The 25,943-nt window shown below is 42.7% G+C and carries 20 protein-coding genes; 7 read left to right on the forward strand and 13 right to left on the reverse strand.

Going from position 1 to position 25,943, the window contains the following annotated elements; translation table 11 throughout:
- The first annotated feature begins 56 nt into the window (after positions 1-56).
- Positions 57-554 (forward strand): DUF427 domain-containing protein, encoded by a 498-nt coding sequence (locus QUD05_RS28090; RefSeq protein ID WP_289800103.1) that lies wholly within the window; start codon positions 57-59, stop codon positions 552-554.
- Positions 555-918: 364 nt separating this feature from the next.
- On the opposite strand, the gene QUD05_RS28095 is transcribed toward QUD05_RS28090, so the two are convergent.
- Positions 919-1,911 carry a metal ABC transporter solute-binding protein, Zn/Mn family gene (locus tag QUD05_RS28095; RefSeq protein ID WP_289798936.1) on the reverse strand — a complete coding sequence of 331 codons (993 nt, stop codon included), beginning with the start codon at positions 1,909-1,911 and terminating at the stop codon, positions 919-921.
- Positions 1,912-2,679: 768 nt separating this feature from the next.
- Here QUD05_RS28095 and QUD05_RS28100 point away from each other — a divergent pair.
- Positions 2,680-3,015 carry a hypothetical protein gene (locus QUD05_RS28100; protein WP_289798937.1) on the forward strand — a complete coding sequence of 112 codons (336 nt, stop codon included), beginning with the start codon at positions 2,680-2,682 and terminating at the stop codon, positions 3,013-3,015.
- 41 nt (positions 3,016-3,056) lie between these two features.
- Here the strand turns inward: QUD05_RS28100 and QUD05_RS28105 are convergent, their stop codons facing one another.
- From QUD05_RS28105 to QUD05_RS28120, 4 genes are all read right to left on the reverse strand, one after another.
- A complete protein-coding gene (locus tag QUD05_RS28105; protein WP_289798938.1) occupies positions 3,057-3,185 on the reverse strand; it encodes a hypothetical protein in 129 nt (42 codons plus the stop codon).
- A gap of 63 nt (positions 3,186-3,248) precedes the next feature.
- Positions 3,249-4,331, reverse strand: a complete 1,083-nt coding sequence (gene psbA, locus QUD05_RS28110) for a photosystem II q(b) protein (RefSeq protein ID WP_289798939.1) — start codon at positions 4,329-4,331, stop codon at positions 3,249-3,251.
- Between the two features lie 351 nt (positions 4,332-4,682).
- Positions 4,683-6,182 carry an MBOAT family O-acyltransferase gene (locus QUD05_RS28115; RefSeq protein ID WP_289798940.1) on the reverse strand — a complete coding sequence of 500 codons (1,500 nt, stop codon included), beginning with the start codon at positions 6,180-6,182 and terminating at the stop codon, positions 4,683-4,685.
- Positions 6,183-6,279: 97 nt separating this feature from the next.
- Positions 6,280-9,297 carry a DUF1574 family protein gene (locus QUD05_RS28120; protein ID WP_289798941.1) on the reverse strand — a complete coding sequence of 1,006 codons (3,018 nt, stop codon included), beginning with the start codon at positions 9,295-9,297 and terminating at the stop codon, positions 6,280-6,282.
- 458 nt (positions 9,298-9,755) lie between these two features.
- On the opposite strand from QUD05_RS28120, the gene QUD05_RS28125 reads away from it, so the two are divergent.
- The 5 genes from QUD05_RS28125 to QUD05_RS28145 all read left to right on the forward strand — a co-directional run bounded on the left by QUD05_RS28125 (position 9,756) and on the right by QUD05_RS28145 (position 15,480).
- Entirely contained in the window at positions 9,756-10,010 is a 255-nt protein-coding gene (locus QUD05_RS28125) for a hypothetical protein (protein WP_289798942.1), read from the forward strand.
- Between the two features lie 84 nt (positions 10,011-10,094).
- Positions 10,095-13,196, forward strand: a complete 3,102-nt coding sequence (locus tag QUD05_RS28130) for a phosphoenolpyruvate carboxylase (protein WP_289798943.1) — start codon at positions 10,095-10,097, stop codon at positions 13,194-13,196.
- Between the two features lie 72 nt (positions 13,197-13,268).
- The gene (locus tag QUD05_RS28135; protein ID WP_289798944.1) at positions 13,269-13,523 is read left to right on the forward strand and encodes a hypothetical protein; all 255 of its coding nucleotides are present in this window, start codon (positions 13,269-13,271) and stop codon (positions 13,521-13,523) included.
- Positions 13,524-13,730: 207 nt separating this feature from the next.
- On the forward strand, positions 13,731-14,036 hold the full coding sequence (locus tag QUD05_RS28140; RefSeq protein WP_109007959.1) for a small RNA NsiR4-regulated ssr1528 family protein: 306 nt from the start codon (positions 13,731-13,733) through the stop codon (positions 14,034-14,036).
- Between the two features lie 649 nt (positions 14,037-14,685).
- Complete coding sequence (locus tag QUD05_RS28145) at positions 14,686-15,480, forward strand: LmeA family phospholipid-binding protein (protein WP_289798945.1); 795 nt, start codon at positions 14,686-14,688, stop codon at positions 15,478-15,480.
- A 171-nt stretch (positions 15,481-15,651) separates the two neighbouring features.
- Here QUD05_RS28145 and QUD05_RS28150 read toward each other — a convergent pair whose 3' ends face one another.
- The 8 genes from QUD05_RS28150 to QUD05_RS28185 all read right to left on the reverse strand — a co-directional run bounded on the left by QUD05_RS28150 (position 15,652) and on the right by QUD05_RS28185 (position 25,389).
- The gene (locus tag QUD05_RS28150) at positions 15,652-17,043 is read right to left on the reverse strand and encodes a UDP-glucose dehydrogenase family protein (protein WP_289798946.1); all 1,392 of its coding nucleotides are present in this window, start codon (positions 17,041-17,043) and stop codon (positions 15,652-15,654) included.
- Positions 17,044-17,191: 148 nt separating this feature from the next.
- Entirely contained in the window at positions 17,192-18,142 is a 951-nt protein-coding gene (locus QUD05_RS28155; protein WP_289798947.1) for a UDP-glucuronic acid decarboxylase family protein, read from the reverse strand.
- A 513-nt stretch (positions 18,143-18,655) separates the two neighbouring features.
- On the reverse strand, positions 18,656-20,794 hold the full coding sequence (locus QUD05_RS28160; RefSeq protein WP_289798948.1) for a cation:proton antiporter domain-containing protein: 2,139 nt from the start codon (positions 20,792-20,794) through the stop codon (positions 18,656-18,658).
- Between the two features lie 148 nt (positions 20,795-20,942).
- Entirely contained in the window at positions 20,943-21,599 is a 657-nt protein-coding gene (locus QUD05_RS28165) for an HAS-barrel domain-containing protein (RefSeq protein WP_094351696.1), read from the reverse strand.
- A 120-nt stretch (positions 21,600-21,719) separates the two neighbouring features.
- Complete coding sequence (locus QUD05_RS28170) at positions 21,720-21,917, reverse strand: NAD(P)H dehydrogenase subunit NdhS (protein ID WP_094351697.1); 198 nt, start codon at positions 21,915-21,917, stop codon at positions 21,720-21,722.
- A gap of 160 nt (positions 21,918-22,077) precedes the next feature.
- Positions 22,078-23,391 carry a rod shape-determining protein RodA gene (gene rodA, locus QUD05_RS28175; RefSeq protein ID WP_289798949.1) on the reverse strand — a complete coding sequence of 438 codons (1,314 nt, stop codon included), beginning with the start codon at positions 23,389-23,391 and terminating at the stop codon, positions 22,078-22,080.
- 160 nt (positions 23,392-23,551) lie between these two features.
- Entirely contained in the window at positions 23,552-24,622 is a 1,071-nt protein-coding gene (locus QUD05_RS28180; protein ID WP_289798950.1) for an Mrp/NBP35 family ATP-binding protein, read from the reverse strand.
- 242 nt (positions 24,623-24,864) lie between these two features.
- Complete coding sequence (locus QUD05_RS28185; protein WP_289798951.1) at positions 24,865-25,389, reverse strand: SRPBCC family protein; 525 nt, start codon at positions 25,387-25,389, stop codon at positions 24,865-24,867.
- Positions 25,390-25,943: the final 554 nt, after the last annotated feature.

The following is a 25,943-nucleotide window of genomic DNA, read 5'->3' on the forward strand; positions in this document are numbered from 1 at the left end:
CTAAGTACATTAGTACTGAGTACTTTTTCCTCTTTCAGAACTCAATACTCTTGATGATGGTTAATTTTCAACGCATCGAACCTGTTCCCGGACAAGAATCAGTTTGGGATTATCCCCGTCCTCCTCTTTTGGAGGACACAACCAAACATATCCAAATAATCTTTAACGGAGTAGTAATTGTAGATACTCACAGCGCCAAACGTGTTTTAGAAACCAGTCATCCTCCTTCTTACTACATTCCCCCAGCGGATATCAAAATGGAATATCTACAGATGACTCCGCAATCTAGCTTTTGTGAGTGGAAGGGAAGTGCTGGTTACTACACAATCCGAGTTGGTGATAAAGAAGTCCATAATGCTGCCTGGTTCTACCCCAAACCCACACCCGCCTTTGAATCTATCAAAGACTATGTAGCTTTTTATGCTCATTTAATGGATAAATGCTACGTTAATGGCGAAGAGGTGCAACCACAACCAGGTAACTTCTATGGCGGTTGGATAACCAGTGATATTGTTGGGCCATTTAAAGGCGCTCCTGGTACTTGGGGATGGTGAGTCAATTTTGGATTTTAGATTTTGGACTTGTCGTGAGCGTTCAGTCTAACGATTTTAAATTTTAAATAATAAAATCTATCAATGTAGGTTGGATTGAACGGCAGTGAAACCCAACAGAAACAATGATTAGGGATCTGCGGGTTAATAGTGTCCCAGCCAGGAGGGTTTCGACACTTCGACTGCGCTCAGTGCAGTCGAAGTGTCGAAACTCGGTTTATTGGTACTTTATTTTCACGCAAGTCCCTTAAATGTTGGGTTAACCTTCCCTTCAGGACGCTACGCAAACGGGAAGCAAGCTACGTTCCTCAATCCAACTTACTACTAAATAAACTGAGTTTTTCGGATTACTAAATTGATATTCTGGCTACTTAGCAGCTTTTCTTTCAAACATCAAATACGTGCCTCCTAGTCCTTCTACAATTGTGCGTGTATTGGCAATCATCATTTTCTGATAAGTGTCAGCGTCGCTTCCTGGTTCCCCAAGTCCCTCAACATATAGCTTTCTATCAGAAATGTCCACTTCAGCTTCTCTGGCTATAGATTGAATCAAATTAGGATTAATTTCCACTTCAGCAAAAATTGTTGATACTTTAGTCCGTTTAATGTTTGTAGCTAAATTATTGACTCGTTCTGCTGTCAGTTTTTCTTTAGTATTAATACTTTGCAATCCTCCTGCCAATAAAATACGGTATGCTTTAGCGTAATAACTCAGTGCATCAGAGGTTGTAACTAACTTACGTTCTTTGGTAGGAATACTAGCAATTCTTGACTTAATCCAACTATCTAGTTGAGTGAGTTCATTAGTAATTTTTTTAGTATTACTGCTATAAGCCTCTGCATCACTAGATTGTAATTTTCTTAAGTTACTATTAATTACCTCCACCATTCTGATAGTATTTTTGGTATTGTGCCAAACATGAGGATCGGTTATATTCTTACCACCTGCCTGAAATTTTTGTGGCTTAGGCACTGCCAGTTGAGCGACAGCTATTTTTGGTGTAGGGTTTTTAGTCGCTTTAATTAACTTGATCAGATTTGGTTCAAAATTGTAGCCATTATAAAGAATAAGATTAGCTTGCTCAATGGCTTTACGATCTTCCGGTTTTGGTTTATAAAATTGGGGGTCGGCGGTAGGAGAAATTAAGCAGGTGAGGTTAACTGTATTTCCGGCAACCTGTTTGGTTAAGTCACACAGTACGCTTGTAGTAGCTACAACTCGGGGAAGATTCTCATTTACCTGGGTGTTAGTCTGAGTGAATGTAGTGCTTACAGCTTGATTTCTACATCCAACAAATCCAATTGTCAAGGCAGCAAGAATAACTGGGAAGAAATTATTCAATGGTGATTTTTTTGACATCCTCAACTCCTACTGGATGTATAAAAAAAGATAATCATTATTGGTAAAGTATTAGTAAAATACCAGGGGAAAGTCTTCAGCGGGAAGAGGTTAAGGGCTGATGGGGAAGCCTTCGGCAAATAAAAAGGTAAAGGGAAGAGGAATTAAAAGATTTTCTCCGCAAGTCCCTTATCTGTTTCCCAACTCCACACCCAGCAATTTTTGGTTGGTGAACCACTAGTGAGGTTTTTGCGGGCAAAATATTAGTTAACTGCACACGACAGACTGGAAAACTGGTAGAGGTAGGAGCACAATAATAAAGGCAATGCTGGGGAGTATCCAAGGAGGGTAGTGTAGTTCTCTCACCATCTGTTGAAGGGTCTATACCATTGTGCTTACATCCCANCAAAGCTCCAAATTGACTAGGATTATCAGATTAAGAAGTGAAAGGTAGTAATGATGGGGCTTATGGAACATACGGGTTGATTTCGCAAANCCGAGTCGTGAATCCTTGGCAATTGTAGCTGTGGTTTTGCAAGGTGTGGACATATCATTGTTACAAAATTGGCAAATTGGCGATTTTTTAGCCATCAGCCTTTGTTACACTAATTTTCACNNNGCAAAGCCTCTCAATATCGCTTAGAGCATTATCTAANNNCTTTTTATTGCCAGAATCCAGAATGTACTCTGTGCCATAAATTATATCCTCTAGTTTTTTCATCATTAAATAAGANGCCAAATCAAGTATATATAACAATTCCTCAAAGCTAATATTGGTCAAGATAAACAATGGTAATTTTAGTTGTCATAATTAACACCCTGATTTCACTGGTACTACTCTATGTGGCTTGGCGGGTGTGGCAACTTAAGCAGCAGCTAGCATATATAGCAGATAGGTTAACCACCTATGAAAGTTGTACCAATGCAGCACTGAATAAAGCACCCGAAAATATTTATCTCAGCCAACAAAATATTTATAACTTACGGCAGAGAAATCAAGCGCTACAAATACAAATTCAACAAGTGCGGCAAATTATCAGTCTACTTTTGCTAGTACGGCAAATCTGGCAGCGTTATTTTCCGAAGCTAGAGTTAATATCTGGGAAAAGAAAAGTTGCAAAATGAGTTATGTCAGGTTCACATAACATCACTATCCACATCTGGATTCACAAAATATTCAAAATATTATTAGTGGGATAGTTTCCTGTATAACGACGCTCAAATTCGTAGCGGGTTAAGCGATCGCCACTTTCTAAGGGAGGGATAAAAACGCTATTATTTAAGCTATGTTCCACAAAAGCCGTAAAAAGCGCCCCCCATTTCTGGAGGGCGCTTTTTATTTAGCGAATACTTAAGTATTAGCCGTTGATAGCAGGAGCAGTCATTGCTACAGGAGCAACTTCACCAGCAGCTAAGTCTAAGGGGAAGTTGTGAGCGTTACGCTCGTGCATTACTTCCATACCCAAGTTAGCGCGGTTGATTACATCTGCCCAGGTGCTGATGACGCGACCTTGGGAGTCAATGATTGATTGGTTGAAGTTGAAACCGTTCAGGTTGAATGCCATCGTGCTGACACCCAAGGCGGTGAACCAGATTCCGACGACAGGCCATGCTGCTAAGAAGAAGTGCAGTGAACGGCTGTTGTTGAAGGAAGCGTATTGGAAGATCAAACGACCGAAGTAGCCGTGGGCTGCAACGATGTTGTAGGTTTCTTCTTCTTGACCGAATTTGTAACCGTAGTTAAGGGATTCGGTTTCGGTGGTTTCACGCACCAAGGAAGAAGTTACTAGAGAACCGTGCATTGCTGAGAACAATGAACCGCCGAATACACCGGCCACACCTAACATGTGGAAGGGGTGCATCAAGATGTTATGTTCTGCTTGGAACACAATCATGAAGTTGAATGTTCCAGAGATACCTAAAGGCATACCATCAGAGAATGAACCTTGACCGATGGGGTAGATCAAGAATACTGCGGTAGCGGAAGCCAGAGGTGCGCTGTAAGCTACGCAGATCCAAGGACGCATACCTAAGCGGTAAGAAAGTTCCCACTGACGACCAAGGTAGGCAGCGCAACCGAGCAAGAAGTGTAAAATTACTAACTGGTAAGGACCGCCGTTGTACAACCACTCATCTAAGGAAGCAGCTTCCCAGATTGGGTAGAAGTGCAAGCCGATTGCGTTTGAAGAAGGAACAACTGCACCAGAGATGATGTTGTTTCCGTAGATCAAAGAACCTGCAACTGGTTCGCGGATGCCGTCGATGTCCACGGGAGGAGCAGCGATGAAAGCAATCACAAAGCAAGTTGTAGCAGCTAGTAGGGTTGGGATCATGAGAACACCAAACCAACCGATGTAAATACGGTTGTCGGTGCTGGTGATCCACTCGCAAAAGCGATTCCATACGTTAGCGTCAGAGCGCCGTTGTAAGGTTGTGGTCATTGTTTTATAAGTGCAATGGGTTGTTAAATATGGAACAAGCGGAGTTTATTTTTGCTTGTTGAAATACAGTCTACATTAATTTATTTTGACGCGATCTGTGACTTAATACTCTGTAATAAAATACTTTAACAAAGCTCATCTAACTGTAAAGTTTTCTACTATAAACAATAGTCATGAAAGTAATGGATTGAGGCTTTTTAAGCCATTTAAACTACAATCTAGCTATCACTTTCAATGATGCGATCGCCTAGTTTTTTCCTTTACACTTCTTTACAATTTACCATTTAGAAACATTTTAAGTCTTGCTGATTTGTAACGAGATAATAAGTTCTATATTGTCTGATAGTCCAGTTAAAAATCAAAGTAGATGTAGGGCAAACTGCCTTCAGGAGCTAATAACCAAACAGCGTAAAAACATAGGGGGACGAAGACAAGCTTAAGAGGCCAGTTAAACTCTAACTTCAGCATTCGATTGAATGCATAGACTACAGTCATAAGCGCAGCTAAACCTAGAAGTACCCAAGCGAGTTGGGATTGGCTCATATTTAAGGCTTCTACATAGACTTTTTCAGCAAACTGGGCGTCAGCCGGATAACCCCAAAGATGCCGAATTACCAAAGAAGAGTCTTGGAGATTAGGTAGACGGAACCAAATCCAAGAGGTAAAAACCATCAGTTGAGTTAAGAACCAAGCGACAAAGATACCCAGAGGATTTTGCCAGAATTGTTCTAGATTTTCAGAGCGATCGCTTATAGAATCTGTAAGTCGATGAACCACCAAAGCCAATCCGTGGAGTATACCCCAAACGACATAACCCAAAGCGGCACCGTGCCAGATACCAGCAATTAGCATCACAAGAAATAAATTCCAGCAGGTACGGACTAAACCCCGACGGGAACCACCCAACGGAAAGTAGACATAGTTACGTAGCCAATCTCCCAGAGTCATGTGCCAGCGCCGCCAAAATTCTGAGATATTGGTGCTGAAATAAGGAAAGTCGAAATTTTCAGGTAGAACCAAGCCGAAAAGCATAGCACTACCACGGGCAATATCTACGTAACCGTTGAAATCTAGATATAATTGCAAGCCATAAGCGAATGTAGCTAACCAGAGATCCGTACTACCCGCCCGTTGCAAATTACCGAAACATAAATCTACAAAAATTCCCAAGTGGTCTGCAAAAATACCTTTTTTGACTGCGCCCCTAGCAATCAACCACAGCGCTTCAGCAACTCTATTAGTACTAGGTAATTCTAGTGTATTGAATTGATTTGCTAAGTTGTGATAGCGCGTAATCGGCCCTGAAATCAGTTTGACGAAGAATAATTTGTATGTAGCAAATTTAAGAAAATTATCAGTAGCAGGGGCACCGCGATAGACATCTATTAAATAAGCAATACATTCAAAGGTGAAAAATGAAATTCCTAAAGGTGCAATTAATTTAAAAGAGCTATCTGATGAGTTTGTTTGGACATGAAAAACAAACTTGAATAAAGGGGTAAAATACTTAAAAGCTAATAGCAGTAAAACATTTAGAATTATACCCACCCACAAAACCTTTAGACGGCGACGATTCCAATCAACTTGAGCAAATTGCCACTCTTCATTAGAAATTTGCCAGTCAAGAGAATGTTTTCCTGGTGATGTGTTGTTACCAATTTCCAGCCCTATACGGAAATTGATAAACGTTAATGCTAATAGTAATGGTATGTATTGAATGTGCAAAGATGAATAGAAAACCAAACTAGCAATTAGCAGCGTCCACAATCGCAATTTATGTTGTGCTAAAGACCAGTAAATTCCTAATACACTCAATAGGAACAGTCCATAGAAAATTGATATAAAGTTCATTTTTTAGTCATTAGTCATTTGTCATTTGTCATTGAGCATTAGCTTTAGTAATCCCCCTTGTCCCCTTGTCTCCCTGCTCCCCTGCTTCCCATACTTCCTACTTCACCGGCCAAGGAATCATCGGATCGTTAGCTAGCTTTTTCGAGACTTCGTATGCACCAAAACGATTGAGGTGGCTAGGATCGGAAAAGAAATCATTTACTTTTGGCCACTGTTGACTCAAATCACGATAAATAAAGTTGGGATTAGTAGCCAAACGCAACATATATTGCTGAAATTGTTGCTCATATTGTTTACGCACTGGATCTAAATAATCTGCCGTCAGAGGCATGTTGACAAACACTAAGGAGATTTTCTGGGACTGGGTAAACTGAAGCACTTCTTGAAAAGCAGTATCTTGCTGTCCTTCTACTTGGAAAGATTTATAGTCGTTGTCATAATTTCCGGGAACTCTAGAATGTTTTTGATAGTATCTCGCGGGATTAAAGCGAATAGACAAGGGTAGAAAGCCATCAAAGTCAACGGCTTGCTGGGAAATACTTTCATCCGAAGTCCCGTCTGTCAACTGTTTTTGTGATGCAACTGCCTGATTCTTACCAAATACGAGCAATTGTTTTTGTAGTAAACTTTTAATTTGGTCGCGGTTTTGATAGCTAGTAGAAACAGAGGCTAGAGCCTGATTTAACGACTGATTGACGGCTTCATAAGTACTAATCTCCTGTTTTTCTTCCTTTGTCTTTTCTTCTCCCGAATTTACCGTATTTTCTGGCAAATCATTGCTACTTGCCGTTGTTGGTGTTTTTTGAAATGCTTGTTTATAACCAGCTGATGCAGCCAGCGATTTAAAGGTAATATCCTCGCGTCCACCGTTGAAAGCACGCGCACCATCTGCCCAGATAATTATTTTGGGTAGTTCTGATGGTTCTAGTACGTGACGAATCACAAAGTCTACAACTTGTGCCGTAGCACCGTTGATCCCGAAGTTAAACACGTCAACATTTGGATAGCCTTGAGTTGCTAAAGCTTTAGAAAGTGCTGCGGGATCTACTCCTCTGAGGGCGCGGGAGGAGCCAATAATCAACACGTCCGGGGGACTACCAGTTCTAGCTAAACGCTGTTTATACAGTGCTAGTTGCTCGTCTAATTGCCTGACATTAAAACTTGGCATCTGCGATCGCGCTGCTAAAAGAATAGCTGTTGCGGTTGCTTTTTCCTTCAGTGGTGCGGCTGCCAAATTATTTTTTGGGGTATCATCACTCTGGGTAAATTCCGAAGCGTTAAAGACAGAACTCTGATTTGGAGGAGATTTTGTTTTGGAAGTGCTGCTAAAAAATGTTGTTTTCTCAGTCTGATTTTTCCCAGATGTCAAAGATGCTTTTTGCTCGGAAGACGAAGATGGGAGGGTAACACTAGCGACTTTTGGCGAACTGGGCGTATTACGTGCAATAATTCGACCCAATACCCAATCGGTTTGGAGGGTGAGTAATAATCCCAGTGTTCCCCAAACTAGAGCAATTTTAATTCCTTGAACATCATGATTACGTTCGGCTGGCTCGTTGCTTTCGGTAAATAGCTGGCTTTTCAAGAGGAATTTTCTCGCGGTTGAACTCGCCGTTGCTATCCAATCTCGCGCTACTTCTGTTACAAAATTTTGAACTTCTTCTGTCGTTAAGTCTGGGCGCAAAATTGGCTCACTAGTCTCAGGTGTTACTAAATCGTTGATGTATATAGAAGTAGCAGCAAATTCTGGGGTTGCTTCTGGTACTAAACGTTGGCGATATTCAAGATCGACGCCATAATGCCAAAAAGGTTCTTTATTCCCAGCCCGGCGACCGTAGATACGTACTCCTATAATACCGGAAATTTTTAACTGACGGATAAACTGCGTAATTTTACTTGCTACTTGTTGCCGCTGTGGACAAACAGGTGCATCACACATAATGTGCAATAAACCATTTTTGTTCAGTAGAAGTACGCGAATTCCACCTGTCAATAATCGCCAATCCAAATCAGGATTGAGTAAGCGCTCTATTAAAAATACGATCGCTGGTTCATCACCAGTATTTGCCAAATCAAGTGGTGATAGGGCAAAGGCGGGATGGTTTGCTGCGGGTAAAGCCAGCCAATCAATCCAAGTGGGTTCCTTGTCACCTGCTTTTTGCCCGTATATGGTGGCGGCGAGAATGCCTTGAGGAGCGATCGCTTCTAGTTGCGGTAAAATCGCCTCTAAGCACACTACCTTGTCTGGAATTGGGGCAGTTCCTAAAGGATCGAAAGCTGGGATACAAAAAATATGTAGCGTTGATTCTTTCAAAGAAACTTGGACACCAACTTTTAATCCTGATAGTACCTCAGTTAATAATCGAGCGATCGCTTGGATATCTCCCCAACGCGCCCACTCCTTCAGCATTACCTCTGGTGGTGTCAAATCTACCCGCAGCAGCCAATCAGGGGCAGTTTCGCCGCTCACCTGAGAAACAATTACGGCATCTTGGTAGCCGGAAAGCTTGAGATAACGCAACTTTTGTGCTATGGGTTCGGCAAGCAACGATGCATCAGGGCTATAACTCGACTGGCAAAATATCCACAGGCGATTTTCTTCTGGCTGAGAATTCTTGGGCTTATATAGCTTAATCTTTACCTGTATCGATACACCTAACGTACTCAGAGTTTCGCTTAGATATCGAGCGATCGCTTCTGGATTTCCTTGGCGTGCCAAACTTTCGTTAGAGACAATTAGCGCCCCACCCGGTTGTTTTGATTTTTCCGAGTCTGCTAGCAGTGCTTGTTGCACCTGATCGAGATGCTTATCTATTTGATTCAAGTGAACTCGATGGCACCATGAGGGGCGCTGTTCCCCTTTTCTGCGACCATAGACAAATACTTGATATATTGAAGTTTGTTCGCTGCTTGTGAGGATATCTAAGTTTGTTTGCTGTAGTGCTTGCAGCAAATCAGACAAAGTACGCCAACGCTGCGGACATTCTGTACCTTCACAAAGAATATGAAGGTCATTTCCCCGCAACCGGACTTTCACTCCGAAAGTGTTGATCCCTGTTGCTTGGCTCACCCATTGCACTAAGGATTGCTGGCGATCTGGTAATACTGTTTTCATGCTCAGTTAACTTTACAGGAAGCGATGGTTGGGGGATAGTGCCTGCACTTGTAAACTAGAACCATAGGNTCTATCACACTCTGACGTTTTTTTTTAACAATTTTGTTACCTTCGTAGCTCACAAAATCGGACAAGATAGTCTTGTATAGGTGCAAGTCTGANNNATGTTGAGTTTTGCGTTTATTTTACTAATAGGGAGTCAGAAATCAGAAGTTAGGAGTTAGGAGTTAAAAGTTAGGAGCCAGAAGTCAGAATAATTCTATATGACTGGTTGATAACTTGTCCTTGAAAGCCGGATTTGCGTCCCACTGCTCTAATGCCCCTGACGGGTGAAACAAACAATAAGCTTATCTCATTAAACTCCCTCCCTTTATCGTTGGAGCCATCTTAACTCCTAAGTCCTAACTCCTAACTCCTAACTCCTTCTTACTCATGCTTCCCATAACCAAAAATTAGCAATGCCTCCTACCAACCAACAGTCTTCACCTAAACCCGCATCCAATCTGGATTTGTTTCCCATTCCTCAATCGTTCCTTTTACAAATAGGTACAGCGTCTATATTACTGCTGCTGATTACTGGAAAAACTACAGTAAGAGCACTAGAAGCCATAGGAGAAGCTAGTGAAGAATTATTTCGAGGCGATCGCCTACCCAATCTAGACTTCCCAGATGAACACGAAATCAATCAAGATGAGAAGATATACACCAAATAATTATTTGCTCAGGAACAACCCGGTGAGCATTAAGTGCAAAACCTAGAACCGTAAACAGTAATTAGCTTTACAAGAATAGAGAATATGGGTTCCCTTTTATACTCTTCGTCTCAAACTGCTGATATATACCCGGTGTCGGAATTATTTTTGCGCCATCGTCTCCAGGTAGTGGAAGAATTGTGGGAGTCAGTTCTCCGGCAAGAATGTGGTCAAAATATGGTGGACTTGTTGCGTCAGTTACGCGATCTATGTTCGCCAGAAGGACAAGCAACAAATGACCAAGCATCCTCAGCCGTCAAATTAATTGAACAACTAAATATCAACGAAGCAATTCGTGCGGCTCGTGCTTTTGCTCTATATTTTCAGTTGATTAACATCATAGAGCAGGAATACGAACAACGGCAGCAATTGAGCCGCTATGAAGCAGATACAGAGGAAATAGAGCCGGAAACACTGTCCAATGTTAACTATTCCTCTAATCAAAGAGAAGATGACGCGCCTGTTAGCAAGGGAATAGCAGCAGACTTCCTCAAAAAGAATTATCTCGAAAAGGCGCAAGTCAAACCAAAAGGTACTTTTGCTGCCTTGTTTCCCTATTTATTCAAACTGAATGTCCCACCCCAGCAAATTCAACGTCTAATTGCACATCTGGATGTGCGGTTAGTTTTTACAGCGCATCCAACAGAAATTGTTCGTCATACCATCCGCGATAAGCAGCGACAGGTGGTACAACTTTTGCAAAAACTGGATACCTTGGAAAACCACTCTGGTAGCACACCAGGAGCATATCCTTGGGAAGCAATAGATGTGCGCGAACAATTGCTCGAAGAGATTCGCCTATGGTGGCGTACAGACGAACTTCACCAGTTCAAACCCACAGTGCTAGATGAAGTAGATTATGCCCTGCACTACTTCCAAGAAGTTTTATTTGATGGCATTCCGCAACTGTATAAACGTTTCAAACATACTCTATCCAATACCTTTCCTTGGCTAGAACCACCGAGTAAAAACTTTTGCTCTTTTGGCTCCTGGGTAGGCTCAGACAGAGATGGAAACCCATCAGTTACACCTGAAATTACCTGGAAAACGGCTTGCTATCAGCGCAAAATGGTGCTGGGTAGATATATTCAGTCAGTGAAAAATCTGATTGAATTGTTGAGTGTGTCGATGCATTGGAGTGATGTTTTACCAGACTTACTGGAATCTCTAGAATTAGATCAATCCCAGTTGAGCGAAGTCTACGACGCGCTGGCGCTACGTTATCGACAAGAACCCTATCGGCTCAAACTGGCTTATGTGCTGAAACGATTGGAAAATACTCGCGATCGCAATCTCGCTTTGTACAATCGGGAAACGCCAACAAATCAAGATAGCCCTCTGTATCGTTCGGGAGCCGATTTTTTAGCAGAGCTGCGAATGATTCAGCGGAACTTGACAGAAACAGGTTTAAGTTGTCGAGAATTAGAAAATCTCATCTGTCAGGTAGAAATTTTTGGCTTTAACTTGACACAGTTAGATATCCGCCAAGAATCATCTCGCCACGCCGATGCGCTCAATGAAATACTGGAATACCTGCAAATATTACCTCAACCTTACAACGAACTATCCGAGGAGCAAAGAGTTGCTTGGCTCACAGGAGAACTGCAAACCCGCAGGCCATTAATTCCGGCAGAATTGCCATTTTCGGAAAAAACCAACGATGTAATTGAAACCTTTCGCGTCGTGCGATCGCTGCAACAAGAATTTGGTCTCAACATCTGCCAAACTTACATTATCAGCATGTGTCGCGACGTGAGCGACGTGCTGGAAGTACTACTGTTAGCCAAAGAAGCCAGACTTTTTGACCCCGCCATTGCCGTCGGAACTATTCAAGTAGTCCCCCTATTTGAGACAGTAGAAGATTTACAACGCTCCAGAAGCGTGATGCGGAACCTGTTTGAACTGCCGTTATATCGCGCTTTGTTAGCCGATGGCTACGAACAGACAAAAGCAGAGAGTGTTGTGGATGAAAACTCATCCTCCCCTACTTCCCCTGCTCCCCTGCTCCCCTGCTCCCCTGCTTCCTCCCCGCTTCCCACAAACTTGCAAGAAGTCATGCTGGGGTATTCTGACAGCAACAAAGACTCTGGTTTTTTAAGCAGCAACTGGGAAATTCATAAAGCCCAAAAATCACTGCAACAAATAGCAGAAAACTATGATGTAAGTTTGCGGATTTTCCACGGACGCGGCGGTTCTGTGGGACGAGGTGGCGGTCCCGCTTACGAAGCTATTTTGGCTCAACCAGGTCATAGTATCAATGGGCGAATCAAGATTACCGAACAAGGAGAAGTTTTAGCTTCCAAATATTCCTTGTTGGACTTGGCTTTGTACCACATGGAAACCATCACCACTGCCGTGATTCAAGCTAGTCTGCTGCGAACAGGGTTTGATGATATTGAACCCTGGAATGAGATTATGGAAGAATTAGCAGCGCGATCGCGCCAACATTATCGTGCTTTAATTTACGAACAGCCTGATTTTGTTGATTTCTTTCACGAAGTAACTCCCATTGAAGAAATTAGCCAACTGCAAATTAGTTCCCGTCCCGCACGCCGTCCATCTGGTAAGAAAGATTTAAGCAGTCTGCGAGCTATTCCTTGGGTATTTAGCTGGACGCAAACTCGCTTTTTACTTCCTTCGTGGTATGGCGTTGGCACAGCATTACAAGAATTCCTGAACGCAGAACCAGAAGAACACTTGAAATTGCTACGCTACTTTTATGTTAAGTGGCCCTTTTTCAAGATGGTGATTTCTAAAGCCGAGATGACTTTGGCAAAAGTAGATATGCAAATGGCACACCACTATGTCCAAGAACTGTCAAAACCAGAAGATCAAGTTCGCTTTGACAAGGTGTTTGACCAAATTGCTAGCGAGTTCTATCTGACAAGAGATTTGGTGTTAAAAATCACCGATCACAATCGACTATTAGATGGCGATCCGGTATTGCAACGATCTGTGCAGTTACGTAATGGCACAATTGTCCCCTTGGGATTTATCCAAGTTTCACTACTCAAGCGTCTACGGCAGTCCCAAAATTCTACTGCTACTTCTGGAGTAATTCATTCTCGTTATAGCAAAGGCGAGTTACTGCGAGGAGCATTGTTAACTATTAATGGTATTGCAGCCGGGATGAGAAATACAGGTTGATTGGGAATGGGGCATTGGGAATTGGGCATTGGGCATAGGGCATAATGACCAATGACCAATGACAAATGACAAATGACAAAAAACAGAATTTTAATTTGCACTTTCTTGGCACTGTCATCAGGTTTTTTGAGCGCTTACACCAGTGGGCAAATCACCATGATGCTGCATAGCCAAAAGTGCCAGAACCAACCTTGGGGTTTAAAGGAGATGTGCAATGCTTGGATGACACCAGGTGCAATGTGGCAAGGTAGTACAACAGGACTATGGACAGGAACTATATTAGGGGCGTTTGTTGGTGGTGTGGTGACGCGACAAGCTCGTGATTAGTCTAACTTTAGGAGTGCTGAGTACTGAGTTACCCTATAGTTAAAACGTTGAATACGATGATTACTTTTTTACTCAGCACGGGCTAAACCTTAGCTATCCGCTAACGTTACTCAGCACTCAGAAGTGTTTCGGTGAGTTTGAAGGTTGGCAGCTTTGGTGTCAGCAAGGCTGGTAAAATCTACCCATAGCGAAGAAGAGAAAATCAACATGCCTACCGAAACTAACCCAGGGAATCAGACTACTACAGGAGCTGATGCGATTGACGAAGCGATCGCACAGGGAATTGATTTTGATGGTTCTCCTATTCCACCTGCCAAGCTAGAACTTTATGGTAAAGTTATGGCGCTAGAAGCCAATAGACAGCGCAGTGGTGTATCTAATACCATGCGATCGCGTATTGTGCGGATTGGTGCAAAACACATTCCCCAAGCAGAACTCGACCAATTACTCGTAGATGCTGGTTTTGCACCTCTAAAAGAAAAAGAAATTGCCTTTTTTTATAGTGGTAAATAAATAAAGTTAGGAGTTAGGAGTTAGGAGTTCGTTGAAATAAGATACTTTAGCGATGTCTGGCGACAAACTCTGACACTCCTTCGCACTGATATCTTTCTGGTTTTATTCGCTCCCAAGCAAAATTCATTTTTACCCAAGCATCCCGCCAATAACTTTTAAAACTATTTTCTCTGGCTCGGAGTGCGCGATTATGACCAATCTAGACTAGCGTCACTGGTATATAATCATCCAATTGTAATAACTTTATTAATGAATTTAAGATTATAAAAACTGTGGAGCGATCGCTAGCTATATATTTATTGGACAAGCGATGTCTACGACGGTCACTGAGCGCAGCCGTTCGCGCAGCGTCTCGTAGAGAAGTGCGGGCTGCGCCTACGCAGCTTGCTTAAAAGTCGCACTTAACACCCAAAAGTGGGGTGTTTACTCTCAACCCATTACTACATAAAACTTTAGCGTATGATTACTAGTGTCATGAATGCTGCGACTTTCTTCCTACTAAGTTTAATTAGTAATATTTAATACGTCATCTCGTCAACCATCAGCTATCCTACGCCTATCCATCAGTACAATTAATCACGGGATCGCTTGCTGTATTCTTCACGATTTGTTACAAAAGTACAAAGAACTTCTAGAGACCCAAAACCACATGTTCGGCGGACTTACTGGTTTACAAGATCCTAAAAGCACAGATTGGGGAGAGCGAATGCTCAACACAGTCGCCAGCCAAACGATTCGCCACCTGTTTACTCAAAGCGAGTCAGTAGAAGTCTTTGTGCGCTGCTACCCCTCCAGCAAGCTCTTGCAAGGCAGCATTGATAGCTTCAAAATGAGCGGTCGTGGCTTGGTGATTCGGAGAGATTTCGCGGTTGAGGAGATGTCGTTTGAAACTGATGCGGTGGCCATTGACTTCGGCTCGGTTTTAAGTGGAAAACTTAGCCTTAAACAGCCCACTCAAGCGATCGCTCAAGTCATATTATCAGAAGCAGGCATAAACCAAGCCTTTAATGCGGAACTGGTGAAAAAGCGCCTGCTTAACCTCACCGTACCATCACTGACAGAATTATCTGGCGGTGAACCAGTCTCCTTTACAGATGTTCAGGTACAGCTATTGCCAGAAAATCGCTTACAGCTTGTAGCAAAAGCAGATTTAAACAATGGCGAACTCGTACCCTTGAGCATGATTTTAACTGTAGGTATTGAAAGACGGCGGCGAGTTTCTTTCAAAGATCCGAAAATTCAACTTGACCAAGTGCCAGAAGCACAACGGGAAATCTCACAAACCTTGAGCGTAGCGCTGGTAGAAATTTTAGATAATATGGTCGATTTGGATCGTTTTGACCTTGATGGAGTGAAAATGCGCCTCAACCGATTAGAAACTGAAGGTAAAAAAATTATTTTCAGTGGATATGCTGAAATTGAACGTATTCCAAATAGTCCTTAATCCAAAATTATAGGCAACAAATTAAAGTAGAGTGATTTAAACAAATTAAATACCGCCTAAAATCATTTAGGCGGTAATTTAAATCTTTAGGTTTTGATTTTGAAAGGAGTTAGGAGTTGTTAATTATAGATTGTAATTAATTTTTATTTATCACTCCTAATTCCTAACTTTTTATCTTCCCACGCCTACATATTGAAATCCAGCGCGTATCATTGCTTCGGGGTCGAGGAAGTTACGACCATCGATGATAACGGGGTGGGCCATCAGTTTTGCCATCTTCACATAATCCAGAGTGCTGAACTGCTGCCATTCGGTGACGAGTACTAAAGCATCACAGCCATCGGCTAGTCTTTCAGCATCGGTTTCTACTAACACCCCAGAAAGACCATGACGCATACCTGTTTGGGAGATAATGGGGTCGTAGGCCTTGACTTTGGCTCCAAGTCTGTTTAGCTGCTCAATTAGGATGAGTGCTGGGGCGTCTCGCAAGTCGTCGGTATCGGGTTTGAAGGTCAGTCCGAGTAGTCCGACTGTTTTGCCTTTGAGAATTTTCAGAACTTGTTGGAGTTTTTCCAAAGCAATCAACCGCTGACGTTCGTTGACACTGACAGCGGATTTTAGTAGCTGGGCTTCATAACCATAGTCATCAGCAGTGTGAATCAGAGCTGAGACATCTTTGGGAAAACAAGAACCACCCCAACCAATACCAGCTTGTAAAAACTTGTTACCAATGCGTGAATCTAGACCGATACCTTTGGCTACTTGGGTGACATCAGCACCGACGCGATCGCAAATATTAGCAACTTCGTTAATAAAACTAATCTTAGTGGCTAAAAAGGCATTCGCAGCGTATTTGATCATCTCTGCCGAACTCAGGTCTGTTGCCAGAATTGGCACTGGGGGTAAAGATTGATCTTCAGCGTACTTGCGTTCTACAATCGGGGCATACAGTTGTTGCATTAAGGCTACTGCTCTTTGGCTATTGCCTCCTAGTACGATGCGATCAGGGTTAAAGGTGTCGTGAACTGCCGAGCCTTCGCGCAAAAACTCTGGATTGCTGACTACATCAAACTCGGCTACAAATTCAGGTAATTTCTCATCACTTGGCACTCCACCCGCGGGTATCAGTGTTTTCTGCCGCTCTGCAACACCATCTAGAACAAGCATCCGCACCCAGTCACCTGAGCCAATGGGTACTGTAGATTTATTCACTATGACTTTATAACCACCGTTGAGGTTTTCTCCAATCCCACGGGCTACAGCTTCGACGTAACGAGTATCACTTTCACCAGTGGGTAAAGGTGGCGTTCCCACAGCAATAAACAGAATTTCTCCGTGGGAAACTCCAGCAGCAAGATCGCTAGTAAAATGAATCTTCTCTGTTTGAATGGCAGACTGCATAATTTCTGAGAGTCCTGGCTCAAAAATTGGAGACTGCCCAGACTTCATTAACTTAACTTTTTCTTCGTTGTTGTCTACGCAAATTACATCATGCCCAATATGAGCCAAGCAAGCACCTGTAACTAAACCAACGTAACCAGTACCAATAACGCAAACACGCATTTATTTAACTCCTCACTTATTTGGGCTTAATCTTCAAAAAGAAGTTATCAATTTTACACTTACACATTTGGGAAAACTCAGCAACTAAATATACTAGCTACCGATGGGATTAGCCTGCATAAAAATTCAGAGCGACACTAGACGCCACTCAGGTGGTTGAATTATTGACATCGCTTTGAATGCGATCGCGAAAATCTTCTATTGTTAGTTTTAAACCCTCTTCCAGAGGAATAGTAGGTTCCCAATTTAACCAAGTTTTTGCCTTTGTGATATCAGGCTGGCGACGTCGGGGATCGTCCGAAGGTAGTGCCTCGAATTTAATCTGCGCGTCTGGATTGATCATATTTTGCACTGTTTGTGCCAATTGTAAAATCGTGTATTCACCAGGATTACCCAGGTTCATTGGGCCAATGTAGTCGCTATTCATTAGGCGGATGAATCCTTCTACTAAATCGGAAACGTAGCAGAAACTACGAGTTTGCGAACCATCACCGTATACGGTTAAAGGATTACCCTGCAAGGCTTGAACTATAAAGTTGCTCACTACCCGACCATCATTTTCTAACATTCTCGGCCTGTAGGTGTTGAATATTCGCACAACTCGAATATCAACTTTATTTTGCCTGTAGTAATCAAATGCTAGAGTCTCAGCAATTCTTTTACCTTCGTCATAGCATGAACGTATTCCAATGGGATTGACGCTACCTCTATACTCTTCAGTTTGAGGATGAACTTCTGGATCTCCGTATACTTCACTAGTGGAAGCTAGGAAAAACCGTGCTTTCACACGTTTAGCTAGCCCCAACATATTCAGTGTTCCCATCACGTTAGTTTTAACAGTTTTAACTGGGTTGTACTGGTAATGTACTGGTGAAGCAGGACAAGCTAAATGATAAATTTGATCCACTTCTAACCGAATTGGTTCGGTAATATCGTGACGGATCAATTCAAAGTACGGATGGCCTAACCATTTCAAAATGTTGCGTTTATGACCAGTGTAAAAATTATCCAAGCATATTATTTCATGCCCAGCAGCCATTAGTCGGTCGATGAGATGGGAACCAATAAACCCAGCACCGCCCGTCACCAAAATTCTCATAGTTTCCCAGTTACTTACAAATATTTTCAGTAGCTATTGCACTTACTTTTAGATTACCCACCTTGGGTACAAAAATACAAAACAAAAAAAAGAACAAGGCTCAATCAAAAATTGTTGTTGAACTTACTTATTTTTTCACGGTTGTAGTTTTGTTATATTTTTACCTGTTTTCTTAAGAATTTAATTAGCAAAATAACAAAAATTGTTTAAAAATTGTTTGTTGTTCAGCCTATCTTTATCAAATCTTCAAAAATATAAAGTATTTTTACGGCTATTGAGTTTTTAATTGGATACAAAAAATTAGTCGAGATCGGGTTGACACTCGCGCTACAAATATATGCAAATAATACAGATGTAAATCCCTACAGCCGATTCATTTATTGCCAATATTTTTGGAAATTTGATGCCTCCGGCGGTCACTGAGCTTGTCGTTCGCGCAGCGTCTCGTAAGAGAAGTGCGGACTACGCTAACGCAGCCCAAGTCCACTTACTTGAACTGTATTCCGCCTTACATCATACAGCAGATGTAATGCTGCTAACCGTAGTAGACAGAATTAAATTTGTGCTTTGAGTGCGTTGCGGTTCTCCAAGCATGATAATTGAGCAGGTGAGTTGTCTGGCTAGCTGGGTTGTGACATCGCTAATCGCTAACCCTCCGGGACTGGTACGATTACGTATAAAAGGTAAAATTACTAAATCATATAATCTTGCTGCCTGCAAAATTGCTTGGGCAACATTTTCGTGAGCAATAATTTGAATTTCTGGGGCATTGGCCAAAGCCAATTTAGATACCAGTAGTGAGAGATGCGATCGCCTCCAAGCAATTTTACTAGAACTAGTGCGGCGATCGCACACATTCAGCACAGTAATGTGGCTCTGATTTGCCTCGGCTAGCATCTGAGCAAATTGTACAGGTTGTAATATCGGTGCTGTTAAATTTTCTATTGGTACTAAGATCCGCTGAATTTTTTTCGGTGATTCTACTAAACGTGTCACTGCTACTGGACAATGAGATGCCCAAAGCACACCATCAATCACATTCCCAAATAAACGCGCTCGTAACCCAGTCCGTTTACCCCAACCCATCACGATTAAATTAGCCTTTTGTTCGCGAGCCGCTCTGCTAATTCCTTGAGCAAAGGCATCATCGATTCGCAGCATTGGTTCTGCGGCTACGCCCAAGGCTCGACTTTGTGTCGTGGCTTTATTCAACAACCACTCACTCCGTTGTAGAGACGCTTCTAACTGGGGCGCATCCATGTGAGCAGCTGCTGCTGCGATCGCCAGGGGTATAATTTTGCCATGAGACTGACGTGCTAATAACGCTGCCATTTCAATCAAATACTGCTGTGTCTGAGGATTATATATAGGTACGACTATAGTAAAAGCACTGTCTGTTTCTGATGTGTTTTCCTCAGCTAGGGGTGGTGCTGGATCTTCATCTGGTGGGGAATTCAAACCAACAGCTATTCGACTGGTGATCAACGGCCCCAAGGTTGATGTGACAAGCATTAAGACAATCACACTGTGTAATACTTCCAGTGGCAGCAACCCAGCCTGATATCCCACTAACGTTGCTGCTAACGTTGTACCAACCTGGGGAAGTGACAGCGACCACATCGTTAGCATTTCTTGCCACTTATAGCGGTAAACCAGTTTTGTCAACAAAGCTGCGATCAATTTACTGATAATCAAACCAACTACGAGCAACAGGGTTAACTTGAGCGTGTTCAGATTATTCACAAAGGCGGGTAAATCGATCAGCAAGCCAAGATCAACAAAGAAAATGGGAATGAACAGCACACTGCCAATAAATAACACCTTTTCTTTGACTGGGCCTTCACCCACCGCTTCATTCACCGCCAAACCCGCTAAAAAAGCACCAACAATTTTTTCTACCCCAATCAATTGAGCGCCCACAGCTGCCAGAAATACAGAAATCAACACAAACAAAAACTTGTTTCCTTCATCGTCTCCAGACCGTTTGAAAAATTCTTTGCCTGCCCAATCAAAGCCTGTCACAACGGCCACAGAGTAAATAATTAACCAACCAGACAAAGTGAGTAGTTTCGCAAAGCTGAATGCACCAGTATGAGAGACCGCTACACAAATGGCTAATATTAGTACTGCACCAATGTTTGTAAAAATCGTAGCTCCAATGGTGACAGTAACAGCTTCGTTGTTTATCACTCCCAAACGGCTGATTATGGGGTATGCCAAAAGGGTATAGGAAGCGAATAAAGAGCCAATTAAGATTGAAGTATTCCAGCCATAGCCTAAAATCAGCCCTACTAAGGTTCCCATGAGTAGGGGTACACAGAAAGTAAAGCTAGCAAACCCAAAGGCACGACTTTTTTTCCGGCGAAACTGTTCTAAATCAATTTCTAGCCCAGCGACAAACAGCAAATAAATTAACCCAATGTCTGATAGTAGGTTAATCATCGGTGAGTCAGACTGAAAAAGATTCCAACCGGAGGGTCCAAGTACCAGTCCTGAGAAAACCAAACCCACTAATCCTGGTAATCTTAGCCGCTCAAACATGATGGGTATAACTAAGATGACCACCAGCAAAATAGCAAAGGGAACAATTGGTTCTTTGCCAAGAACTTGGGAAGTTGGTTCCAGAACAAGAACTTGTGATATTAGTTCCATATATAGGAATTGAAGGGGCTATGGTAAAACAGCGATTACCTTGGCGGCGATCGCCCGATCAATATGAATAAATAGAGAAGCCACCTGACGAAAAATCAAAAATCTTCTTAATTTACACTAACTAAGCGATTATTTAAGAATTAACTACCTACGGGTGGATTTGACTCAAAATGAACCGTAAGCGATCGTAGTCGTCTTTTAGTAGCACACTTAAGCTACGTCCAGCTTTAATTAGCCATTGTCGGTCAGCTTTGCGTAACTGGTATACATCTCGAATGGCAGCTGCGGCTAAAGACTCGATTGGCGCACCATTTATACACAGCAGTGTCCGTAAAAAATCTAGTTCTTCAGTAAATTTAATGATAGCTTCTGGTTCACATCGATAAACAGCTTGATGAATTTGTGGGGGACGGGGTGGAAGATACTGATATACTCTTTGGTTATAACTTTGATTTTGCGAAGATAGTTCAAATCCCACGATCGCAGCCCGGAATTCTGTACGGAGCATGGCAAATATTTGAGGTTGTTCCTCCCGTAAGTCTTGCAAGGATAACCCTAATGCTCTCGCCCGGTGTACGGAATCTATGGGCATAGTTGTGGCATAATAAACTACAGCATAAATTTGATTGCCAGATTCTTCATCTACAGAACAGACCCAACTACCAAAAGGTGGCATGGAGGGAAAGCTTAAATCTTCTGGCTCTAAACACTGAGCTAAAAATTCGGTACTAGTAGTTTCAATCACCTCCGCAATGTGGTTCGGATGGCGATCGCCAGTGGCAAACTGTGGTAGGGGGAGGCGCATGAGAGTGCTGTTAGCGATAGCGGGGCGTTGAGCCAGTGCTGAGTTAAGAGTTAAGAGTTAGGAGTTAGGAGTTGAGGAATAATAACTCCTAACTCCTAACTTCTCACTCCTAACTAAGTCTTATTTGGCTTTTTTACGTCCGGCGGTGGTTTCTACGAGTTCCAATTCGCTCAGGCGGAAGGTAACTAATTTATCCCAGTTACCACCTTCAAATAATACGGCTACTTTGCCGTCACTCACCCGTTGGACGAGTCCTTCGTAGCGATAATAGGTATCTGCGGGATTCTTGACGCGAACAGTTGCTCCAGGCAGAATCATTTTTTTAGCCTCGCTTGTTTCCTTTTAATAGCTTAATACTTGTTAATAGTCATTTGTCATTAGTCATTGGTCATTAGCAAAGGACATAGACGCGCCAGCGGCTACTCTACGAGAACGCCAAAGGCGAACCCACAGGGTAGGACTAATGACTAATGACGAATCAATAATACTTCTGTCTTTGGCGAAAATTTGCTACCGATTCTACTATTCCCAAGGAAATGAAGTTAGTCAGCATCGCAGAACGCCCATAACTCATCCAAGGTAGGGGAATTCCTGCCACAGGTGCTAAACCAACAGTCATACCAATGTTGACAATCAAGCGAAACACAATCATGGACAAAACGCCAATAGCCAACAAGGAACCAAAGTTATCTTTGGCGGTTTGGGCAACATGCAGTAGACGGAAGCAAATTAAGCAGAAGACAAACAGCACTACTAAACAACCGACAAAACCAAATTCTTCGCCCACTGCGGAGAAAATAAAGTCTGTATGCTGTTCTGGTACAAAATTCAGTTGTGTCATGGGCACCTTGAACAGACCCCATCCCCAGATTTCACCAGCACCAATAGCAATGCGAGATTGGATTAAGTGATATCCAGCACCGAGTGGATCGTGATCGGGATTCATGAATACAGTTAGTCGGTCTTTTTGATACTCTTTCAAAATATGCTTCCAGGCGAAGACTCCTAATTCACCACCCAGGATATTGAGAGTCCATGCACCGATAGCACCTAAACCAAATCGACGCCAGGGAAGAGTTTGCCAGCCCACAATAGCCATCGCAACTGACCAAACTATCCCTAATGGGCCAAAAGATAGTTCTTTAAATAAAACTATTGGTGCTGATAAAGGCCAAGAGATACTAAACAAAATGGCGGCAACCACCGGAGAAATCATCAGAATTAACCAGCCTGGGTTAGCATTTGCCCAGTAAAGCATTCCTAAGACGATCGCACAAAAAACCATTGATGTTGCTAAATCTGGCTGTAAAAATATTAATCCCCAAGGTACAGCGGTGATTGCCAGAACACGGAAAACACCTTCGAGAGTAGAAGCAGTGCGCCTGTGTAGCAAAGCAGCTAAGGTGATGATCATGCCGACTTTGGCAAATTCTGAGGGTTGGACATTGAAACCAGCAATAGGAATCCACCGCTGTGCCCCTTTGGCGCTACTACCAGCAATCATCACTATGATTAAGCTGAAGTTCGTTATTGCATAAGTTACCCAGTGCCACTGCATCAAAAGTTCGTAACGGATGCGAGATAAAAACAGGGCTATAAGCACGCCGATACCCGCTACCATCCAGTGCCACCACCAGTCAGTTACTGGCTGCTTCAGTTCCGTACTGAGAATCATCAGGCCGCCAAATATACTGACAGCAATCGGCAAACAAAAAAGTAGCCAATCTACATGCTGCCAGGGCTTAACCCAAGACTTCCAGCGAATTTTGGGGAGCGATCGTTTTAACAACATTGTGCCAGTTTAGACTTTAGCTTTAATTGTTGGGGATTGGAGTTTGAGAATTAGTCAATAATCAATATTTATTCTTCCCCAACTTCTCTAATCCCTAACACCCAATTTCTAGTATTCCCAAGCCATAGCCCAGGAAGTAGATAGAAATTAAAATTTATAATTATGTCAGGGCAGCAACTGATACTTTACCAGCAATGGTAAGAGCGATCGCTGTTAATGCTTTTGCTGAAGCTGAATCTGGGTCGCCAACAACTATTGGTACACCGCTATCACCACCAACTCGCGTGGAAATTTCTAGCGGTACGCACCCCAACAGTGGCACTCCCAATTCCGCAGCTGTTTTGGAGCCACCACCGGAACCAAAGATATCATATTGCTTATCTGGTTGATCGGGGGGGATAAAATAGCTCATATTTTCCACGATCCCCAATACCGGAACATTCATCTGCTGGAACATCCGCAATCCCTTGCGAGAATCTAACAGAGCTACGTTTTGCGGTGTGGTGACAATTACTGCCCCTGCCATCGGTACTGCTTGGGTTAAAGTTAACTGAGCATCTCCGGTTCCTGGTGGCATATCTACAATCAGATAATCCAGTTCTCCCCATTGCACTTGATAGAGAAACTGGCGAATTACACCATTGAGCATAGGCCCCGCNCAAATTACTGGTTGATCTCGGTCAATCAAAAAGCCCATCGAAACTAATTTGACGCCGTGATTAAAAGCAGGTTCCAGGATCTCACCGGTTTCAGTAGAACGCACAACAATTTGGGCATCAGCCAGACCCAGCATGGTGGGGTCATTGGGGCCGTAAATATCAGCATCTAGCAAACCGACTTTCGCCCCAGTTTGAGCTAGAGCCACTGCGACATTCACCGCCACCGTACTTTTACCAACGCCACCTTTACCGCTGGAAACAGCAATAATATTTTTCACTCCAGAAATACCAGTGCGATCAGGTAAACTTTTTTGTTGTGGTGTTTCTGCCGTCACTTCTATACTGACATCTGTCACGCCTGGGAGTTTTTTGACAGCTTTCTGACAGTCTTCGACAATAAATTCACGTAAAGGACAGGCAGGGGTGGTTAACACTAAAGTGAAACTAACCTTACCACCATCAATTTTTACGTTGCGAATCATATTCAGTTCTACCAGACTTTTGCGGAGTTCTGGGTCTTCCACTGGTCGCAAAACTTCTAAAACAGAGCGGGAATCGAGGACATCGTACATAAAAATTCAAAATTCAAAAAGAATAAATACACTTGGGGGGAATATCTTAGCTATTAACTGGATGCCTTCTTAAGTAAGGTCAGCTAAGTTTTATCACTGTTACTGCCGTGACAAAACTTAGCAAATAGCATTATTACCTAATAGAATCTTAACTTTCTTTGGTCATGGGCATTTAAAAGAGACAGAAGGGCACGCTGCCACTCTTGCTGAGGGGAAACCTCTTCTCCCCTGCTCCCCTGTACCTAAAAATCAAAACAACTGTCATTAAGAGATTTTTTATTACCAGATACCGCTGGTAATGCCGTCTTTTCTACGGCCTCGACTAAAGAGCGTGCAACGCGGTCTGCATAAGGACGGGATAAAGACCAAACTAGGGGCGATAACCAACCCCGTAGAGTTACAGAATAAGACAAACAAGTACCACAAACCGTTGACTCTACTTGGTAAGTTACCCGTTCCTCTATTCCAGGAATCGCCATCACTCGGATACTCAACATCTCTCTGGGATTGACGCGTTCCACAAAAATTCTGATGGGTATCGGCGAAAAGCGTGTTACAGCTTGAAAAATTAATCCTGGTTTGGGTACTAATCCGTGAGGAACATTAGTACTCTTAAGTTGTGGATGCCAGGAAACATCTGTTAAGTCAACCACTTTTTGCCACAGTTCATCTACAGAAGCAGAACTAATCTCTCGATATGTCCACACCAGAGAAGCGCAAAACCGACGACGTTTGCGGTGGATGAATTTGGATAACCAACCTTGCATTTTCCTAATCCTCCTCCCTAGATACTTTCTGGTAACTCTGGTATGGTGTGCAATTACGTTCAACTGCTAAATTAACGTGAGTTCGATGAACCTCTCCCTCCCAGCCTCTCTTTCCGTTTCGGAAAGGGAGGAGCAAGAAAAATTCCGTTTTTTGCTCTCCTCTCCGCGTCGGAGAGGGGCTGGAGGAGAGGTCAAATAAGACTTGTCGAGATCACATTAAATTAAAACTTTCTCAAAAATGCCCTAAACATAGCAAGCCTCGATTCAATACAGACCCAAACAGCCGACATCAGCAATATGGCAAAAAAGTCTTGAGTAGACCAGTCAAATCCTTGATAATTCAAGCTTAAGTCTAAAATTTAGTCTTTATACCAGAATATTCCAATTAAGAATTTCAAAAAAAATTAATTCAATATACAAGCCTATACGCATTTGAGGGAAAATAACTCTAGTGATGCCCATCAATCGAATAAATGCTTAACCCAGGAAGAAAAAGCGGGTTGGGCAAATAGAGCTAGATTGTTGGCGCTTGTTTCCCCCAAATTTTAAAATGA

Origin of the sequence: Nostoc sp. GT001 (assembly GCF_030382115.1) — a bacterium.
Lineage (GTDB): Bacteria > Cyanobacteriota > Cyanobacteriia > Cyanobacteriales > Nostocaceae > Nostoc.

What these genes read in the sequence shown, in the direction of transcription:
- QUD05_RS28090 (WP_289800103.1), top strand. Translation starts at nt 57, where the DNA reads ATGGTTAATTTTCAACGCATCGAACCTGTTCCCGGACAAGAATCAGTT.
- QUD05_RS28095 (WP_289798936.1), bottom strand. Translation starts at nt 1,911, where the DNA reads ATGTCAAAAAAATCACCATTGAATAATTTCTTCCCAGTTATTCTTGCT.
- QUD05_RS28100 (WP_289798937.1), top strand. Translation starts at nt 2,680, where the DNA reads ATGGTAATTTTAGTTGTCATAATTAACACCCTGATTTCACTGGTACTA.
- psbA (WP_289798939.1), bottom strand. Translation starts at nt 4,331, where the DNA reads ATGACCACAACCTTACAACGGCGCTCTGACGCTAACGTATGGAATCGC.
- QUD05_RS28115 (WP_289798940.1), bottom strand. Translation starts at nt 6,182, where the DNA reads ATGAACTTTATATCAATTTTCTATGGACTGTTCCTATTGAGTGTATTA.
- QUD05_RS28120 (WP_289798941.1), bottom strand. Translation starts at nt 9,297, where the DNA reads ATGAAAACAGTATTACCAGATCGCCAGCAATCCTTAGTGCAATGGGTG.
- QUD05_RS28125 (WP_289798942.1), top strand. Translation starts at nt 9,756, where the DNA reads ATGCCTCCTACCAACCAACAGTCTTCACCTAAACCCGCATCCAATCTG.
- QUD05_RS28130 (WP_289798943.1), top strand. Translation starts at nt 10,095, where the DNA reads ATGGGTTCCCTTTTATACTCTTCGTCTCAAACTGCTGATATATACCCG.
- QUD05_RS28135 (WP_289798944.1), top strand. Translation starts at nt 13,269, where the DNA reads ATGACAAAAAACAGAATTTTAATTTGCACTTTCTTGGCACTGTCATCA.
- QUD05_RS28140 (WP_109007959.1), top strand. Translation starts at nt 13,731, where the DNA reads ATGCCTACCGAAACTAACCCAGGGAATCAGACTACTACAGGAGCTGAT.
- QUD05_RS28145 (WP_289798945.1), top strand. Translation starts at nt 14,686, where the DNA reads ATGTTCGGCGGACTTACTGGTTTACAAGATCCTAAAAGCACAGATTGG.
- QUD05_RS28150 (WP_289798946.1), bottom strand. Translation starts at nt 17,043, where the DNA reads ATGCGTGTTTGCGTTATTGGTACTGGTTACGTTGGTTTAGTTACAGGT.
- QUD05_RS28155 (WP_289798947.1), bottom strand. Translation starts at nt 18,142, where the DNA reads ATGAGAATTTTGGTGACGGGCGGTGCTGGGTTTATTGGTTCCCATCTC.
- QUD05_RS28160 (WP_289798948.1), bottom strand. Translation starts at nt 20,794, where the DNA reads ATGGAACTAATATCACAAGTTCTTGTTCTGGAACCAACTTCCCAAGTT.
- QUD05_RS28165 (WP_094351696.1), bottom strand. Translation starts at nt 21,599, where the DNA reads ATGCGCCTCCCCCTACCACAGTTTGCCACTGGCGATCGCCATCCGAAC.
- QUD05_RS28170 (WP_094351697.1), bottom strand. Translation starts at nt 21,917, where the DNA reads ATGATTCTGCCTGGAGCAACTGTTCGCGTCAAGAATCCCGCAGATACC.
- rodA (WP_289798949.1), bottom strand. Translation starts at nt 23,391, where the DNA reads ATGTTGTTAAAACGATCGCTCCCCAAAATTCGCTGGAAGTCTTGGGTT.
- QUD05_RS28185 (WP_289798951.1), bottom strand. Translation starts at nt 25,389, where the DNA reads ATGCAAGGTTGGTTATCCAAATTCATCCACCGCAAACGTCGTCGGTTT.